Source organism: Pedobacter yonginensis (assembly GCF_003173595.1).
In the GTDB taxonomy this organism is placed as follows: Bacteria; Bacteroidota; Bacteroidia; order Sphingobacteriales; family Sphingobacteriaceae; genus Pedobacter; species Pedobacter yonginense.
Genome location: NZ_QGNZ01000006.1, coordinates 1 through 17913 on the forward strand (window position 1 = coordinate 1; position 17913 = coordinate 17913).

20 protein-coding genes are annotated in these 17913 nt (G+C 35.7%); 2 read left to right on the forward strand and 18 right to left on the reverse strand.

Going from position 1 to position 17913, the window contains the following annotated elements:
• Positions 1–132 precede the first annotated feature (132 nt).
• Entirely contained in the window at positions 133–408 is a 276-nt protein-coding gene (locus tag DHW03_RS18740; protein WP_394340904.1) for a hypothetical protein, read from the reverse strand.
• Between the two features lie 171 nt (positions 409–579).
• Between DHW03_RS18740 and DHW03_RS19375 the strand changes: the two genes are divergently transcribed.
• Positions 580–747: a hypothetical protein gene (locus DHW03_RS19375; protein WP_165825469.1), complete on the forward strand. Its 168-nt coding sequence runs from the start codon at positions 580–582 to the stop codon at positions 745–747.
• Positions 748–1326: 579 nt separating this feature from the next.
• Here DHW03_RS19375 and DHW03_RS18745 read toward each other — a convergent pair.
• Together DHW03_RS18745 and DHW03_RS18750 are read right to left on the reverse strand one after the other, a co-directional pair.
• A complete protein-coding gene (locus DHW03_RS18745) occupies positions 1327–2616 on the reverse strand; it encodes a hypothetical protein (RefSeq protein WP_109927394.1) in 1290 nt (429 codons plus the stop codon).
• 247 nt (positions 2617–2863) lie between these two features.
• Positions 2864–3223 (reverse strand): DUF6876 family protein, encoded by a 360-nt coding sequence (locus DHW03_RS18750; RefSeq protein WP_109927395.1) that lies wholly within the window; start codon positions 3221–3223, stop codon positions 2864–2866.
• 467 nt (positions 3224–3690) lie between these two features.
• Between DHW03_RS18750 and DHW03_RS18755 the strand changes: the two genes are divergently transcribed.
• Positions 3691–4098 carry a hypothetical protein gene (locus DHW03_RS18755; protein WP_109927396.1) on the forward strand — a complete coding sequence of 136 codons (408 nt, stop codon included), beginning with the start codon at positions 3691–3693 and terminating at the stop codon, positions 4096–4098.
• A gap of 238 nt (positions 4099–4336) precedes the next feature.
• Here the strand turns inward: DHW03_RS18755 and DHW03_RS18760 are convergent, their stop codons facing one another.
• The 15 genes from DHW03_RS18760 to traK all read right to left on the reverse strand — a co-directional run bounded on the left by DHW03_RS18760 (position 4337) and on the right by traK (position 17781).
• Positions 4337–4831 (reverse strand): hypothetical protein, encoded by a 495-nt coding sequence (locus tag DHW03_RS18760; RefSeq protein WP_109927397.1) that lies wholly within the window; start codon positions 4829–4831, stop codon positions 4337–4339.
• Positions 4832–4853: 22 nt separating this feature from the next.
• A complete protein-coding gene (locus DHW03_RS18765) occupies positions 4854–5327 on the reverse strand; it encodes a PH domain-containing protein (RefSeq protein WP_109927398.1) in 474 nt (157 codons plus the stop codon).
• A 1-nt stretch (position 5328) separates the two neighbouring features.
• A complete protein-coding gene (locus DHW03_RS18770; protein WP_109927399.1) occupies positions 5329–6411 on the reverse strand; it encodes a hypothetical protein in 1083 nt (360 codons plus the stop codon).
• Positions 6412–6755: 344 nt separating this feature from the next.
• Positions 6756–7580, reverse strand: a complete 825-nt coding sequence (locus tag DHW03_RS18775) for a topoisomerase C-terminal repeat-containing protein (RefSeq protein ID WP_109927400.1) — start codon at positions 7578–7580, stop codon at positions 6756–6758.
• A gap of 51 nt (positions 7581–7631) precedes the next feature.
• Entirely contained in the window at positions 7632–8303 is a 672-nt protein-coding gene (locus tag DHW03_RS18780) for a hypothetical protein (protein ID WP_133248559.1), read from the reverse strand.
• Positions 8269–9570 (reverse strand): DUF3945 domain-containing protein, encoded by a 1302-nt coding sequence (locus DHW03_RS18785; protein WP_109927402.1) that lies wholly within the window; start codon positions 9568–9570, stop codon positions 8269–8271. Before DHW03_RS18785 ends, DHW03_RS18780 begins: the two co-directional genes overlap by 35 nt.
• An 11-nt stretch (positions 9571–9581) precedes the next feature.
• Entirely contained in the window at positions 9582–10796 is a 1215-nt protein-coding gene (locus tag DHW03_RS18790) for an ArdC family protein (protein WP_109927403.1), read from the reverse strand.
• Positions 10796–10960 (reverse strand): hypothetical protein, encoded by a 165-nt coding sequence (locus DHW03_RS19380; protein WP_165825470.1) that lies wholly within the window; start codon positions 10958–10960, stop codon positions 10796–10798. The genes DHW03_RS18790 and DHW03_RS19380 overlap by 1 nt, the downstream gene beginning before the upstream one ends.
• Before the next feature lies 1 nt (position 10961).
• The gene (locus DHW03_RS18795; protein ID WP_109927404.1) at positions 10962–11615 is read right to left on the reverse strand and encodes a M23 family metallopeptidase; all 654 of its coding nucleotides are present in this window, start codon (positions 11613–11615) and stop codon (positions 10962–10964) included.
• Positions 11616–11775: 160 nt separating this feature from the next.
• Positions 11776–13749, reverse strand: coding sequence for a type IV secretion system DNA-binding domain-containing protein (locus DHW03_RS18800; protein WP_109927405.1), 1974 nt, complete (start codon positions 13747–13749; stop codon positions 11776–11778).
• 412 nt (positions 13750–14161) lie between these two features.
• Positions 14162–14635: a hypothetical protein gene (locus tag DHW03_RS18810; RefSeq protein WP_109927407.1), complete on the reverse strand. Its 474-nt coding sequence runs from the start codon at positions 14633–14635 to the stop codon at positions 14162–14164.
• Positions 14635–15483 (reverse strand): conjugative transposon protein TraN, encoded by an 849-nt coding sequence (gene traN / locus DHW03_RS18815; RefSeq protein WP_109927408.1) that lies wholly within the window; start codon positions 15481–15483, stop codon positions 14635–14637. The genes DHW03_RS18810 and traN overlap by 1 nt, the downstream gene beginning before the upstream one ends.
• 10 nt (positions 15484–15493) lie before the next feature.
• On the reverse strand, positions 15494–16744 hold the full coding sequence (gene traM / locus DHW03_RS18820; RefSeq protein WP_109927409.1) for a conjugative transposon protein TraM: 1251 nt from the start codon (positions 16742–16744) through the stop codon (positions 15494–15496).
• 7 nt (positions 16745–16751) lie between these two features.
• Complete coding sequence (locus tag DHW03_RS18825; RefSeq protein ID WP_109927410.1) at positions 16752–17189, reverse strand: hypothetical protein; 438 nt, start codon at positions 17187–17189, stop codon at positions 16752–16754.
• Positions 17167–17781, reverse strand: coding sequence for a conjugative transposon protein TraK (traK, locus tag DHW03_RS18830; RefSeq protein WP_109927411.1), 615 nt, complete (start codon positions 17779–17781; stop codon positions 17167–17169). The genes DHW03_RS18825 and traK overlap by 23 nt, the downstream gene beginning before the upstream one ends.
• Positions 17782–17913: the final 132 nt, after the last annotated feature.

Below are 17913 nucleotides of genomic sequence, written 5' to 3' on the forward strand. Positions count from 1 at the left end.
ACAGAAACAAAAGTGTTCCAAATAACCCAAATCCATCGGGAAAAATAAAACTTGTACTTAGCCTTTTTATATAGGTGGTGCTTTGTGATATCCATAGTAATGTTTATGTAATGACATATAGACGTCTATACATCAGCGCAATTTAGTTTGTGTCAAATCCTGTAGCCCAGCAATTCCACTTAATAATTCTAAAGAATGTTCCCTGTATTTAGCCAATTTACTTAATAATTCCTTACGTTCCTGTTCAAGTCTGGCAATTTGTTCTTCATGCTTTTTATTAATGTGTAAGCAGTGCATAAGGGCTTTTGTTTTAGTGCTGATATTATGCTTGTTTTTTACTGCTTCAACTACGCTTTCATCAAAATCGGTCAATTTTACTGTTAGAGTTCCCATGTTATTTTTTTTAATTGTTTTTCAATACACAAATATATAAATATATATTGACTTATTGATGTAATGACGTCATTTTTTTCATTTTTATTTGCTAATAGTTTTGGGATTTTGGCATTAATTTTGTATATTAGATGTAAAGATGCATTGACGTAATGATGTCTTATTATTAATTTAAATATAAATGTTATGACTGGGGTAGGAAAATTTATTGTAGCTGTTTTTGTAAGTTTCTTTTTAATGATCGGTGCTTTAGGTTCAAGTCATCCAGTTTTATTAATATGCCTGGCATTTGTAGTATGGATTTTATTTGTGCTTTCAGTTTCAGGTTCTTCAAAAAAATATCGTGCTAAATAGGGGAGTGGTATAATTGGTTTTTAGATACACAAAAACTATAATAGTATTTCGACCGTAGCCAACTAAGAAATTATATTATTCTTTTTGCTATAATTAGACCCATTACCGTTCTACTGTTTTTCTCTTCCAAAACCCAGCTTTATTTTTTTCTTTTTGCTGTAATAGTTCTTTAGAAAGGTATGAGACTATCCAGTTAACATAATTTTAAGCTCTTACATGCCGTTTTATTTGTAAAAGTGTAACTTTAGACGTTAAGCATAAACAAAATCGAATGAGGGGCTTTAAAATGACTTTTTTTGAAACTATGGCCGAAGGCAAAAACAAAAAAAATGTTTGCGGTTTTTCCGCAAACGCCTTATATATAGATTATGTTATTAAGATATAATAATGGTCGAAATACTATTAGGGTTCTTAAAAAAAAGTGCCATTCAATCAAATGAATGGCTTTTTTATTTTAGCCTCGGTCGAAATACTATTACGGTCGGTATCTCGGGTCGAAATACTATTACGGTCGGTCGAAATACTATTAGGGTTTATAGGCCATCGGTCGGAATACTATTAGGGTCGGTCGAAATACTATTAGGCTTTTTCTTTAGCGGTCGAAATACTATTAGGGTCGGTCGGTATACTATTAGCGGAGGTCGGTATACTATTAGGGTCTTGGGGTATTGAAACAGGTTCGATACTTAAAAATCCGCTATAGATCATAGAAATTGCTTCCTTGTCTTTTAGTTCTTTCTTCTTATCCCAATTATTGGCTTTGAAGTGTGCATTTTTTAGGATTTCAACCTTTTTTTGCAAATCAGCATCATTGTTATTTAACCAGCGTTGGAAGTTGTCTGCCTCACTCTCTAAGGCTTCTATTTTACTTAGGCGCTCAATAGGGTAGGAGATATCAAAGAACGTCCTTAAATCCTTTAATAGTGAGAATTTCAGGTTGTGGCTAACTTGTAGCTGTTTAACAATATCAGGATGTAAATTAGATTTGAAATCAAACTGTACAAAATAATCTTCCTGATACGGATTACTGGTGTCTCCATTCACAAATTTATAATCAAAAGAGAAGTGAAGTTTATTCTGCTCGCTATTAATCTGCTTATGAATTGCCTTTAGGATATTGCTTACGGCCTCTTTTTTGTGTTTTGGCTCTTTCTCGACTTGCTTTTTATTTTCAAGTTCCTTTTTAAATCTTACACCAGCGATATCGGCTAAAAAGTCGATGCTATAAAATGGTATCTGTTCATTATTTCCCCTCGAGGAATAAATATGAAAAACCTTGTTAAGCCAAATATAGATTTTCTTTCGGCTGTGGCCTCCTTTTCCCTTGCCGATCACTGGTAAGCGTGTGGTATCTAAGGTATAGTAACGCTGAACAAAACCGTTCATCATTACATCAGAAAGTCTGACTTCGTAAATCTTTTTAGTACCCATTACATTACCTCCCTGAACAATAATATCTTTCAGGATGGGGAAGTTTTCAAGCTGGATGATATTACCATCATCTTTGTATTGGATTACTTTTGAAAACAAAATGTTGTTTTTAAGCATCTTCAATAAGGTAAATTCTAAAATACTTTCAAAACTATGATCTGAATAAACAGTGTTTCCTGCAATGCCTTTAGCAACATCAGGATGCATAGAACAAAGGTTTTGTGCAGTAATACCAGTAAATTCGCTGTATTCCTTAATTGTAAATCGGGTATATCCGAATAGATTGTTATTTAACTTTTTACTCATAAAGATGATAAAGTCTAAAACATTCTGTGCATCATTCCCAAAAGACTTATCGATGTCCATCAAGTTATCTGCGATAGACCTATCAACTCTGGAAAGGTTATAGCTTAAAGTGGAAATATCGGTTGTACTCATATTATTAAATTTATACGTCTTGACGTCTTGACGCAAATATATAAATATATATTAAATTAACAAAAATTGACAGGCATTATTTTGACCTTTTCATGCATTTAAAAGTACGGTTTTTTTCTTTTGCTGTAAATCTGCTTATGGATAGCGTAGGGGGGATTTCTTAGTTTTATGATACACGAAAACCCTAATAGTATTTCGACCGTAAGCGCATGATCATAAAAAAACCCCATTACTGGGGTTATAAGGTTTAATATTCAGCAGGTAACATAATTGTACCGTTTACAAGCCAAACATCTAACTGGTTGGCCTTAAAATCCGAAAATGGGATATCTAAGGTTTTAAGTACATTCTTATTGCCGTCTGTAACGGTTATTCTAAATTGAGAGGTTTCGTTTATTCTTTTCAAGTTCCAAACCTGAAATTCTTCTCCTTGTATCTCATTTGAGTAGATGGAAATTGTATCTAAGAACCAATAACATTCATAAGTATCGGCCAAGTATTTTATGCCATCGGTGTAAATTGAACCGAAAGTATGCTGATAGAAGTTTTCTGAACCGCCAATAAATCCATTAAATTCATGTGTGTTGTTTAATTTAAAATTTTCCATTTTTTTTATCTTAATCATAAACCTGAATTAGTTTATATGCGCTCCATCGGCTCTATTACCGAATAAGTGCAATTCATTTCAAAAAAAAATGTGGTGGGTTTTTCCCTTTTGGGATACCCATTTTATTTTTAAATTATTTGGTGTGGTAGGATAGGGGGTTGCCCACGTTTCGGGGATATGTGCCGAACTTTGTATTTAAACTGATATGTCCTAACTCCCCCTTACTTATAGGCGTTTTGTTTAATACTATCAAAATTTGAAAAAGCTGATCAGCTGAGGTACATTTTTCACTATCGTTTCTGAATGGCCGGCTTTCTCCAGGAATGATAAAACAATTGTATTTTTCATTGGCCACCTGGTCTGCAGAAATTCAAAACACTATCAAATCTTATTGAATGAATTGGTTTACTTTAATTTCTTGTACCTATATTATATTTGTGACTTAAATTTATCTTAAACATCATACAATGAAGAAACTCTCATTTTTGCTAATCTTTACGCTTACTATCCTCGTTTCACATAGTCATGCGCAAGTTCAAACTAATACACAAACCAATTCATCTGATAATTCTATTATTGAAAAGGCTACTTATCGACTTTTTCCAACAACAAATATCTATAACTTCATAAAGCTGAATACCAGAAATGGTAAAATGTGGCAAGTACAATGGTCAACTGATACCGATAAACGATTTGTCACTAATTTAAGTTTGGTGTCTTTGGTCGGTGAAGCAGATGAGAAAAACGGCAGGTTTACTTTATCACCTACTCAAAACATTAATACATTTCTGCTCATTGACCAGTTGGACGGTCGGGTATGGCAGGTACAGTGGTCGATTGATCCTGAAAAAAGATTTATCATCCCGATAGAATAAAGCCTATTACGCTTCACTATTGTTTTCTCATAACCAGGTTCAACCGGCCATTTAAAAACAATAGTATTTTTTTCATTCCGGAAGATCTCCAGAACTTGAAAACACTATTGTTTTGGAAGTGCAGCGCAATGGATCTGCGCTTGCTCCACTATTGAAACGATAGTAAAATGTTTCAAAATAAAAAAAGGGCGTTGGCAAAAGCCAACGCCCTACAATGACAATTAGTCAAAGCTATTATTTAATTTATTTTAATTGACTTAACTAAAGGGTCGGTAACCTGCCCAACTGGTTTGGCTGTGTAATTAAAAGTTTCCAAAAGCTTACCATCAGCATAAACCTTTACAACTGCCGTAACTGGTATTTGTGCGTTGTCATCCGTATTATGCACCTGTGTAGCCGATAATGTAAAAGCCAAGTTACCTGCAACCGTTTTACTTTCAATTACCAATTTGGAACTGGTAGGCTCTCCAATATAATTGTAGGCATTTCCTTGTGCTATAATCTGTGTCCAAGCTGTATTTGCTGGTGTTGTAATTTCAGGAACAACAAAGCCACCTGTAGATGTGGTTAAGGTCGTTACAGCAAAAAGTAATTGGTAATTTTGATAGTTCCCTGAAAGGTCAACTTCGACCTTTACCTTTTTATCTGCGACTGGGGTAATTTCATCATCACTTTTTTTACTGCAAGAAACAAATAGCAAGGCTATTAAACTTAAAGATAGTACGTTTTTCATAATCTGTTTTTTTAAGGTGTTTTTAATTTAATTCAATGATTTTACTTTTTGAACGGGCTTTTTGTACCAGTTCTCTAACGGTATCCCCGAGGGTTGATTGGTTAACTCCCGTCAGGGCAATTATTACATCTTGCTTATCGGTAGTGATCAGGGTTAAGGTCATTATTTTTAAAATCCGCATTATAAAGCTTTGGGTTATGATATAATCTTTGACCCTGTAAAGTTCTAATGTAATGAGGGTATAACTGAAAATACCAGTTCGGATTTTTAATGTTTCTTCCGTAAGAATGTAGATGGTGTTTCGGATAGTCCAAAAACGATAAAAGGCAATACCCAAAATAATAATTGCAGGTAAGCAAAGCATATTTATCCAATATGCCCCAACTAAAAAGCCTATAGAAAGAAAAAGCCATCCGAAGATGGCTAAAAAACAATAGGCTAATGTTGGGCTTAACTGCAAATAGGGTTGCTGTACTGGTGTCCCTATGCTGTTCATATTATCTTCCTCTCGATGGGGTTTTAGTTTCCTGATTATCAACTTTGATATCCTCTTTCTTTTCAAACTGTAACTTCATATCCTTATCGTAGATATTGAGGTTCTTATATTGAGGGTTTGCAGATACGTAGCCCTTTTCTTCTCCGCTACTTTTCTCAAAGGTTACGGCTTGTAAGTTGCCACGGTTGAGGGATGAAATTAAACGTTCCCTTTTATCAGGGTCGTTTAGTTCTTTAATGGGATGCTTTTGTAAAGAAGCCTGTAGGTCGAAACCGTATTCTTTGTGGAACGTTTTAAAAGGGGAGTTTCCCTGTTCGTTCTTTTTTTCAAAGTCTAATTTCACCCAAATTTCCTCTTTACGTTTTGGGGTTTCCTGACCATCAATAACTTTGCCTCCCAACTCTGCTTTCTTTTGGATGGCTCGACCAGATAAAAGATTGTAAGCCTCTTTAGCAGTAATATCATTTCCTTTATTTAAGAAAAAAACCTGATTGACAGGGCTATCGAATTTCCCATCTTTAAGCCCCTTTTCTAATGATGCCTGATAGTTGTTTAAAAAAAATTTATCGGATGTGGTACTTTTGCTAAACCTTAATTCATAATTGATCAGGTCTTTTGCTACAGGGGTACTAAACTCTGCTGTTGCTCCGAGTGTGAATTTATCGGCTCCCTCCCTCATTCTGGCTTCTAATGCAGAATTGAGGTTTTCGCCAAACCCTAAATATTTAAGGCTGTTTTTTAAATAGTCAAAATTGTCTAAGTTGAGTTCAGTTTTCTTCATATCGAATTTAACACTATCAAAACTAACAAATTTTACCCCATTTTCCAGCTCTTTACCATCGTTTTTAGCAATAATTTGATTTTTGTCTACGAAATAATACACATCTTTATCAGCTGGCTGAAATTTATCGAAAAACAGGCTTTGTTTATCCTTTTTAGATAGGTTAAAACCATCAATAACATCAGGAATAGATTTTTCCTGCTCGGGACTAAGTTTAAGTTTTGAGTTTTGCTCTTTAGATACAAATTCAATTTGTTCAGGGGTCTGCCTTGCAACCTGAACAGGATGCGAAAGAATTTCCATTTTTTTGGGTTTAAATTTTGGTTGTTTGAGACACTTATGTTTTCTTGTTTTCGTTCCCCATCATCCTTAATTGGTTTAGGGGCTTGCTTTTGTTCAAAAAAATCAATTAAATCATCGGTAAAATCTGTTTCCCCTAAATCTGTTAGGGGGTTAACATCTCCTTGGTTTCTATCCATTGCGGTATAGTTAATAAAATGGGTTTACTAAATAAAAACTCTATTAAATGAGCATCAGGGATAGTAGTGGTTATCCTTTTTGATGTGGGGGGAATAGTGAAAGGGGCAAAAAGATATGAACGGATAGCCCGTGCAAGCCTAGAGCATTGGAATGCCCTAAAACTTTTTTTAAGAAACCTTTACAATATCTAGCTTATATTCATTGTTCAATTGGAACTGCGCTTTATACTGATCTGCATCTTTAGGCTTAAACAATTTCACCCCTGTTTTTTTACCATTACACAAGTCTATCAAGTCATTAAGCATAATCTTATTACCCGAAACCTCACGCCAGATCGTAAAATCACACTTAATATTTTCATCCCTATAATTTGAGCATCCGTACGCTTTATTATTAGACGAAACGTTACCAGTCTTACACTTTGGACATTTCAAAATTTCAAAATCAAACTTCAAATGATAATTTTCATCAAGGCTCAACTTAGCCCCAAACTCCTTACCGTTATTGCTTATAAAATCAGTCCTATAATCAGTCGAATTACCATTTAAAAGGGTTTCAGCATCATCATTAGAAAGTTCTACCTCCGCAATTTTTTTACCGATATACAGATCGCAAGCCTTATCGTTAAAATAATCCTCGCACGCAAACGCCTTATTAGTCACAACAACGCCTTTACCACATTTCGGGCATTCGCTCTGCAATTTAATTTGTTCCTGATTATCAAACTGGGGCTTAATATAACCGTCAACAATCGTCAACTTAGCACCGAAAGGCTTATTATCCTTATTAACGAAATCGTCAAAAAAAACAGTCTCCTTATTATCGCACAACTGTTTAACAATGTCATCGGTCATATTCTTTCCGAAGTACGTTTTAAAAATCCGAAAGCTACATTTGTCATCCATACTTTTAAAATGGTTACACAAATAGCCATTTGCGCCCTCAATCAATTCTCCTTGATTGCAAACCGGGCAATTTAAATTTCCATTCATAAATTAAAGGTTTTATATATTGACGTCTTGATGTGTTTACACATCGTTAATTCATCCTTTTGATTTCAAAAGATCTAAAAAATATATGTTTTGGCCGTTTTTCGGCTTATGTACTTTCAAATTGACACGCTTACCAAAAACACGGCAAAAGGAAGAAAAATTAAATCTTTTACGGTTTATCTCGGCAGTTTTATAAGAGCTATTAAGATTGCTGGAAGCGATATGTATAATGTCGTTTTTCAAAGAAAAATGACAATCTTTATTATTGAGCCAAAGTGAGATTTTACAATCATAGATATGCCCTAAAAGATCATTACCGAAAACGGTATGGTAATTGGCCGAGTGAAAAAGGCCTTTAATTTTTGAAATTTGACTTTTTGAGGGCTTAGCCCCTAGAGAAATAAAAAGACACCTATCAAAGTCATAATTTAACTCAAAATAATTTGTAAAGGCGATAGCCTCTATTGCTGAAAAAAAAAGAAAAATATCGGTCGGGAAACTGTCATTACCCCATGACCAAAAGTCTGTAGAAATGCAAAGCTTGTGGGTATTGAACCCAAAGATTTCAGAGCCGAAAAGATCATAATTAAATACTAACCGCCCAGCTATATCAGTTGAAAAGGAGTTATAAAAAAAACGTTGGGCATTGTGCCCAACGTTTAATTTTGATAGTAAAGGTACGATAACATTATCGGCCTCGGCCTGTTGATTGTTTTTCATCATTTTGTTTATCCTCATTTCTATCTTTGACTACATCAGGAAAATCTTTATCATATCCGCTATCTTTTTCCTTACCGTGATCAGGGTCGTTAACGCTTTTTTCGTTTTTGATATCGTCAGCATCTTTTACACTTAGGGCGTTCAATTCTGAATGCGACATATTGGATGCTTTACTAAACTCCCCTTTAACAATGGAGATTTCAGCCGAGATTGATTTATCATTCGGGAACTTGGCTTGCTTTCTTTCAAGTTGTATTTCAACCTCTTTTAAAGCTTGTAAGTAGCCTTTAGAATACGCTTGTTCTTTCTCTTTAGTGTTTAACTGTTGGGGCTGATTAACCCTATTTAACAGGCTTTTTATACCTGTAATTAAAAGGTAACTTATACCTCCATCTATTAGTATTGAAAGTACCAACCCTGCACGATTTGAGCGAATACCATTTTTGTCAGATGTACTCAACTGGATTTCTGTACCATCTTCTAGCGTTACGACCTCGCCCTCTTTTAGCTTACGTTTCTTTTCCTCGGTCAAAGTTTCTCCGTTGATTTTTTCGGGAGATTTAATTTTGGCTGGGTCATAACTCATAAACTGTTTAGTTTGTGGGTCATATTCGATTACGGCATCTTTATCCTTTTTAAATTCCCGAGCTTCGACAACCTCCCAGGTATTGCGGTTAACCATTTTTTTCTCCCAAGAGGTAATTTCTCCAACCTCGTTTTTGATGGGGGCATCAACCTCGACCAATTTATTACCTAGATTGTTAAGCTGTACCTTATCCCCAATTTTTTGGCCTGATTGAGCCAAAGCCCTATCTAAATCAACACCCCAAATATGTTTTGAAGTGCCGTCTTTCTTTGCAAGCTCGATGTAGTAACTAGAACTTTCTTTAGGGTCGAATTGAAAATGATCTTTACCATGAGATACGATTGTACCATAAATGGAAGCCGTTTTTTTGATATTTGCCTGTTGACCGTTAACAAGCTTGTCCTTTTCTTCTGTTTCTAAAAGTGGGTGGTCTTGTATTTCTTTATAAACAGGGTCTAATCTAACCTTATTTTCGCCCTCCTCCTGAACGATTGATACACGGGCATTTAAGGCCTCTATACCATAACCATTGCCTCTAATATCTTTGATCTCCAATAGATCAGTAACGTTACCCCGTTTTAGTGCGGTCGCATTTGAATTGTCCATTAATAACTGACCATCTTTCATAAGGCCAATTTTTTCTAATTCCTGTACTGGTAATTGATTTTCTAATACCGTATTCATAATTTCTATAATTAAAATTTGCGTTTAATACTGTTTTCTGTTTGTAATTCGGGTGTGGGGTGGGTCGAAATACTATTATGCTTTTCGGCCTTGATAGCTTCGACCTTTTCAGGGTTTCGTTTTGCCTCTACCAATGAATTAAACAACTGGTCGCTAGTCGTCAATTTCGTTTTGTGTTTTGTGTCGATGTCCTGAATTATAAATTCTTTACCATCGGCCTTTAAGACTTTTTGAGTGGCAGAATTATATTTAATCTCGTCTCCCAGTTGCAATGTGTTCGGGTTATAAGCTTCTGCTTTTGTAACCTCAATCTTAATATCCTTTTTTTGTTCAAAGCCGATAACATAATCAGCTATCCTTTGAGCATCTGCCGAAGCGGAATGGATTTCGTAAGGGGTATCGGTTAAAATTTTAATCCAACTGTCCACATAAGCAATATGCTGTTTTGGGTCATGGCCGATCTTCAATTCATGGCCTAACATCATGGATGCAATTTCTGCCCTTAATTCCTCACGGGCATATTCAGGAGTACCAAATTTGTTAACCAAATCACGATTTAGCCTTGAATGGTGGCCTGTCCAATGCCCTATTTCGTGTAAAAGGGTTGAGTAATACCGATCTGCCGTCTCAAATTGTTTTCTATCTGGCATCTGTATTTTATCAAACAAGGGGGTGTAATACGCACGATCTCCTGCAACGTGTTCAATTTTCGCTCCTGAAGCTTTTACGATATTTTCTGCCCTAGCGACTTTTTCCCATAATTCAATATCGTTAACCTCTTTAATAGGAAGCTGTGGGATACCTTTAATTTGTTCGGCATTAAAAACCCAAGCTTTGGTAACGATGGGGTTGTTATACTTTACGTTAATCATCACGGGTTTGCCCTTTTCGTCTAAAATGGGTTTTCCATTTTCATCAAGCTTCTTTCTTAAATCGTGGGTTTTGACAAAATTTATCATCAGGCCTTTTGAGCCTTTTTTAATTTCCCATCCCTCGGCTGTAGCCTGTTTGAAAGTTGCAAAACGTGGGTCTGAATAGGGGCTAAATAAATGGAGATAAAGAGAATTTAACCCCTTATAGTTTTTTCCAGTAACAGCGTTGTAAGGCATTACATAATCTGTACCTGCACTATTCCACGGCTTTTGCCACGGGGCAATGCCCTCTTTAAGTTGTTCGATTATCTTTTCTGCAACTAACTCATAGAGTTTTTTTGGTTCTTCTGCCATTATTCTACCCCCTCTCCATCATTAATTAAATCTTCATCGGGTAGGATATCGGCAACGTCTACACCGTACAATTCGGCCTCGGCCTTATTTAATTCAACATCTTCGCCATTGGCTACCAATTGCAATTTGTTCTCGAGTGAAATTTCAGTTTTAGTTTTCGACATGCTATCTGTTTTGAGTTAAAAAATCTGTTAATTGATCTTTCCTGTTTACGGAAAGAATTTCTTTGAGAAATGGAAGTGGGTTAATGCTATTCCCTTTGTACTTGACAATGAAATGTAAATGTTCCCCAGTTACCCGACCTGTTGCTCCACTAATTCCTAAAACCGTTCCTGCTTTAACTAAGTCCCCAACTTTAACGAACCTTACGGAAAGATGGCCGTAAGTAGTTTCGTATAAGCCATGATTGACCACAACATAATTACCGATGATATTATCATAACTGGAAACTACTACTGTACCGTGTAAAACCGAATGGATATCGGCCTGTCTTGCTGAAAGATCAATTCCATTGTGGAATTTTACAGCCCCTAGAACTGGATGGACACGAAAGCCAAAGGATGATGTTAATATTAATCTATCTATTGGTAGTGATGAAATTTCCAAAGGTTCTTTATCAGGTACGCTATTCGTAGCAAAAATTGTATCTCTAACAATCTTTATCTTAGTGATTGTATCCCTTTCCTTTTCAATTGGCTTCAATCTTATACCTACAGAATTAACCTGCTCAATGCTCCTGATAGAATTGAACTGCTGGGCATTAACTTTAACGACAGCAAAAAGAAAAAGCACAAATAAGTGAATTATAAATTTTTTCATAACGTTTTACTATTATTTTGGCGTAGCCGGTTTATTCCAGGATTTCGAAAACGATAGTGTTTTTTTTCTTCCGGAAAATCTGCAGAACTTCAAAACACTATTGTTTTGGAAGTGCAGCGCACCGGATCTGCGCTTGCTCCACTATCGAAACGATAGTATTCTATGAATAATAAGCGATGATATCCTCAACATCTTTCCTGATCTTCATAAAATTAGCATTCAGGATTTTTGCCTTATTACCTTTAAAATCATAGAAGTTTGGTAACTCCCTATAATTATCTTCTTCTCTTTTGATATCGGCCATATTAAGATTGACTTTGCAATGGACATTTGAGGTTTGGTATTTTCCCGTAAATTCTCCCCCTACATCCTCCGCAATTAAACCTACCAACTCCCCAGTATTTAAAGAAGCTATTTTACCGCTTGGTATTAATGGTTCATATTTTTCATTAAGGGAGACCGAAGTTTTAGAACGGTCGATACTTAAACCCTCTCCAATTTGTTTTTTCTTACCGAATAGGGTTTGTAACCATTCTAAGGTTTCCTTATTTCTTACTGAACCTGAAAGAACATTACCGATAACTGCGGTCATTGTTGTAGCGGTATCCTTGCCTTGAAGTTGCTTTAATTGTGGTAATTCTTGTAGACCTAAAAGAACAGCCACCTTATTACTTCTTGCCGTTGAAATTAGATTTTCAACCTTATGTATAAATAGGGTTGGTGCTTCATCAGCGATAATGGCCGTGGGTAAATTTCCTTTTGTATTTATTAGTCTGGTCAATCTATTTACCACAACTGAATAACAGGTTGAATTAATATTTTGTGTAGCAGGGCTGTTAGCCAAGATTAACAGCGATGGGTTTTTCTTGTCGCTTATTCTTAAATCAAAATCATCAGCAGAAAATACCCAAGCGGTTTCTTCCGTATTCAGCCTAGATATAAAGATTTTTAATGTTCCAATTTGCCCCTCTAACTGATCATAAGCCTTTTTTTCAAGTGCCGACCTAAAGGGAGAAAGTAAACTTTCCAATACTGGGAAAGTCGTTAAACATTGAAAAATCTCTTCATAGGTTCTATTCAGGAACGCAAGCAAATGTGAGAATGTAGAATATTTGCCGTCCTCGTGTCGGGATACAAAGAAAATGCAGGATGCTAAAAAGTTAACCGCCGATTGAGTAAAAAACTTATCAGCTCCACCACCTCCATCACTCTTTTGTAAGCTTTCGACTATTGCCTCTGCGGTTTCGGATGCATCGGCTAAAGTTTCAATATAATCAGCTCTAAGCGGATTAATACGTCTGCTTTTCTCTACCTTATCCAAGTTGATAACATTAAACTGAAAATCTTTCATTTTCCCGTTCTGCTTTGCCAATAGATAGTGATAGTAGGCAATCTGCCCCAAATCGGGAAATTTAAAATCGTAAAGGCACATTGTATATTCCTTTGCAATCATTTGCCTGATAAAAGGATTGACCACACCAAAGGATTTTCCCGAACCAGGTGTGCCGATTAAAATTGTTCCCCTGAAAGGATTAACTACATTGATAAAACCATTGTGAACTTTCCCTTTATAATAGAACTGCATGGGAATATTTACAGAGTACGGGGTATTAACTGCTTTTGTATGTTGCATAAAGCTTTCTCCCTCAATGTTCCATTCATCTTTACCAAAGTTGCTACGAATGATCTTACTGATATTATCCATTGATGTATGTATCAAAACAGCACCTACCAATGAGCAAACAATAAAACCGATATCGGCCAAAGAAGTGTAAGGAAAAACGTACTTGCCGTTTAAATGCAGAAACCAAATACTACCAAAGAATAACATTAGGCCAACGGCCAAAGGATAAACAATGTGTTTTTTAGGGTCTAAGTCTAATTTCTTTTTACTTAGCGTACCAATGCTAACTAGGCAAATTATGACTAGAATAGAAAGCTTGCTTAAAAGGATGTTTTTATACAAGGCCATGTTACCCAGTTTACCGAAAATTGTAGCAAGACCTTTGCCCATCCTACCCGACATAAAAACAGGCTCGGCATAAATAAACATCAAAATCTCTACAAACAATAAGAGGTAAACAACGAATTGCAATAGGCCGTGTAATTTCTGTAACTCTTTTTTTTCTTCCATGTGAAAAGGATTGAAACAAAAAAGGCGGTATCAAATACCGCCCCCTTGTTGATTATTAATATTTCGTCTAATTATGGAGTAAAATGTTAATGATGTTGTGACCTATAACCAATAACATTACTGACCAAATCAAAGCAATAAGACAAAAGACAAATGCAATAAATTTGGTTTTCCTAGTCCATTGCCTTAAACGGGTGGCTTTAGAGATAAGAGAATAATAGATTACATACCCTAGAATTGCCTCAACTGCAACGATACTGGATAGCATAAAAAACATTGCTAAATACACATTAAGGTATCTATCTAATTTTAACGATACTAACAGCACCGTAAAGCCTAACAAAAGCATCATTATATGCTTTGTTCTTATAAATGGTTGATAAGAAATAGTAGTTTCCATAATTAAACGTTTTTAGTTAATAGGTATCCTGATACCTGCCTCTAATCCAAATCTCCACCGTTCGGCCATGTTGCCAAATAAAACATACTGGTTTCGGTTGATGATCAGAAAATCAAAACCGTTGCCGATACTTTGGGCAAACTCGAAACCTGCTTGTGGAGCTAAAATGAATTTTTCTGTATTAGAACCTAAACCTGCCCCCATTCTTAACCTGACGGCTGTATTTACATTACGCCAAAGAACAGGTTTAAGGACAAATCCACCCATGACAGATTTGGTTTTTACTTCTTCATATTTTTGGTAATACTCTGCGAAGATTTCAATTTGATTAAAATACTTAGTGCTGATATCCAAACTTAGCGTAGTGGAAAAGGCATCGTTAAAAAAGTAACCGCCTCTAATGCTTAAAAATTTCGTTCCGTTTTGAGCCTTAACATTTGTGCCTAGCAGAAATATTGATAAGGCAATAAATAATGCCTTTTTCATTATAGGGTATCTGCATTAAGAACGTCCGAATAATCAAGCTGTAAGGTGATTACCCTACCAGAAATTTGTTTTTCCGAAAGTTCGATTGTAAGAACTTTGTTATCAGGAAAAGTGAATTTTTTGAATGCAAACACGTTTCTATACTTACGTTTAAATGCTGATTTCTCGTAAAGCTGATAAGCTGGTTTAAGTTCAATGGATTGAACGTTTGTAGCTTTGGTTATGCGCTTATCATCAATTTTAAAACGAAACTCGTCAATATCATATTTCAGATTAGTTGAGTTGGTGTAGGTAACATCAACAAAAACGTAATCATCTACAGTATAAACGTTGTTAATTTGGGCTGTCATGCCGTAGGCCGTTGAACGTACTGCATGGCTTCTTGTACCATTTTTTAAAGCGGTCATAGCGTAGTTATGCAAATCGTTTTGTGACATTGGGATACTACCAACATCTAAAGGATTAGTGTTTTTCGGTAGGATTTCGATTTGTGTTTGAACGTTGCTTTCATTTTCTGTGTACCAAACATCGTACTGGGCAATGAATTTTTCTCCCACTATGGTTACAATTCCTAAACTATGATTTACAAAACCATATTGCTTTATGCTGTCGGGTATAAACTTCAAGCGTAGAACATTTTTGACTGGCAAATCTCCCAACATAGATTTTGTCGAGATATCGGCATATTGAATAGGCTCTGGAGAAACAAAATGCAGTGATACATCTTTAGTTAAATAAATCCTTTCGAGCTTGTTTTTTAAAAGTGTTCCGTCCGTGCCTTTCTCCTGCGCAAAACTGTTGATGGCAAAAAGAAAAAATGAGGCTAAAAATAAAAATGTCTTTTTCATGTGTGTAAGATTAGTAGTTGTTTTGTTGTTCTTTTAGTTCATCAGGGTCAATTAAGTACACATAAGAAGCATACTTTAATTTCGCTTTGTTCTGCCTGATCAATTTTGATACTGCGGTAGATGTTGAAGTAAATAGTTTAGATAAGGCACTCATGTAAAGTTGATTTGCATTTTCTGGATTTTGTTGCATCTGAACGCTTGAACCAATGTCGCTTATCTCTTTTGTAAATGCCCTAAATGATGATGCAGGAACATAAAGCCCCTCCATACCGTCTAAGTCATAAATAGCTAACTTAACAGGTAGTATTTTATCGTCAGTCATTACAGAAAGGACGGTTAATTTAACCCTCTGCTCGTCAAATCCTGATATCAGGGCATAGATGTAAGTGCCTTTTTTTATTAGGTGTTTTCCTGCTTTAATATCTTCCAGTAAACGAATACGAACCCTAGAACCTGCGTAACCAGTAATTGACTGGTCTATGATCGCCTTTATAAAATTGTTCGATTTGCTAACCGTAACAGTATTGAATGCACTGTTAACGTCTGTTGCTTTTACTACGTCCAATTTTGGCAGTTTAACAGAAACGTTGTCAACCTTTTTTAGTAAGTCCTCTTGTTGTTTCTGTCCTTTATAATCAGGGTCACTACTTTTACCGATGCTATCAATAACTTTCATTTGTTCTCTGAAAAGTTGCATCGGGTCTTCGTATTTTTCCCTCGATTTACTTTCGGGATAACGGTTTCCGCTCTTTCCTTGTCCTTGTAGATTTGATAGAGCATTTGCCAACTCTCTATCTTCCCTGCTCATGCTGTTACCAGTATTCCGGTTTTCATAGGCCGACATACTTTGAGGGATGCTGTTACGGCCTGAATAAGCTGAATAACCGCTACCTTTGCTTTTAGTAGACTGGGGGTATTTAGCCTTAAAAGCATTATCGATACTGTCAAGCATATACTTTTCTCTATCGTTGTACTGGCCTTGTAGCTGTCCTCTATCTTCAACATCTTCACTTAAATTACCTACGGCTGTATAACCGTCTCCCTCTTTGTAGCTGTCCTTAAAGGCATCTAGTTTTGTTCCGATATCTTTGTTTTTAACGCCATCGGAAACTGGTGCTATGTCCGTTTGTAATTCAGGCTTGTTCTCTGCTGTTTTCTCATCATCCTTACTGAAAGATTTGTAAGAGTAAAAGAATAGAAACAGAAAAGGGAGTATGATTACGGGGATAACATATTTTGGTTTTTTAAAATCTATTTTCATCGCTTTTCTATTTTTTAGGTTTTTGTTGGTGGATTTCAAATTGTTTGATAGCCTCCTCTAAGAATAAGGTATCTTGATGGGTAAGCTTTGGTTTCTTTAAAACCTGTTCTACTTGTTCTCGCAATTTGATTAGATCATAAACCTTTTCGCCTACCCTGTAAGTCTGCCCTATACCATCGGAAACATTGGTTGCTACACCTGCGCTTTCTTTAACATAATGGGGCATTTTTTCATTTTGCCGTTGACTTGGCGAAAAGACTATGAAACACATAATAAGCGAAAAGGCAATTGCTACAAGCATTCCGATAAAGACCTGTTTAGAATGACTACTGATAAATCCTTTGCTTTTCTGTTCTGCTACCGTAAAATATTTACTGAACTCTCTTTTAATCTCCGAGGTAACTGTTACATCGGGGTCTTGATTAGAACTGATTTTTTTGAACATTGGTTAAGTCTTTATTTTCTAATGTTTTCCAGTTGGTTATTAAAACCCCATGCGAATTATTATCACTTCTAGGGATATCTTTTAAACCGCCAGTAGTAATAAGTGATCGGGTAACGGTTGAACTACGTCTTTCAATAATCTGCTTTCCGTAGAAAATAAATTTCTTGTTGACCATATCTAATTTTATGCTGTCGGTTTGTAAAGTCAAAACAGAACTGGATGAAAGAATAGAGGTGAAATAACCTTTTTCTTTAAGGTTGTTATATTGTAATGCCCCACTTTCATCTATCAGGTACATCGCCCTTTTCATTTGGTAATCGATATACTTATCATCAGGTGTAAGTGAAAAGAAAATACTGTGAAATAAATCAACCGAGGCTTTGTATTCAGCAGGTCGGTTAAGTTGCATATTGGTTTGTTTCGCCAATATCGGAACGCTATTGTCAAGAATATAAATATTCTCCCGAGCGTTGCTAACCTGTTTGTATGCAAAGAATGATACAATAAATACCACCACGATGGATGCTATAAAACTCCCAACGGCAATAACTAAGGCTAGTCTTATTTTATGTTCGATGTTTTTGATTAACATATTAAGATGTGTTTAAATGAAAAGGGCTTGAAAAATTCAAGCCCTTAATCGTTGTTTATTTGTGTGTAAAAAGAAAATACTTTTGTTCTATTGGTGGAGCTGGTGCAGATCAGTGAACCTGACCGAGCATTT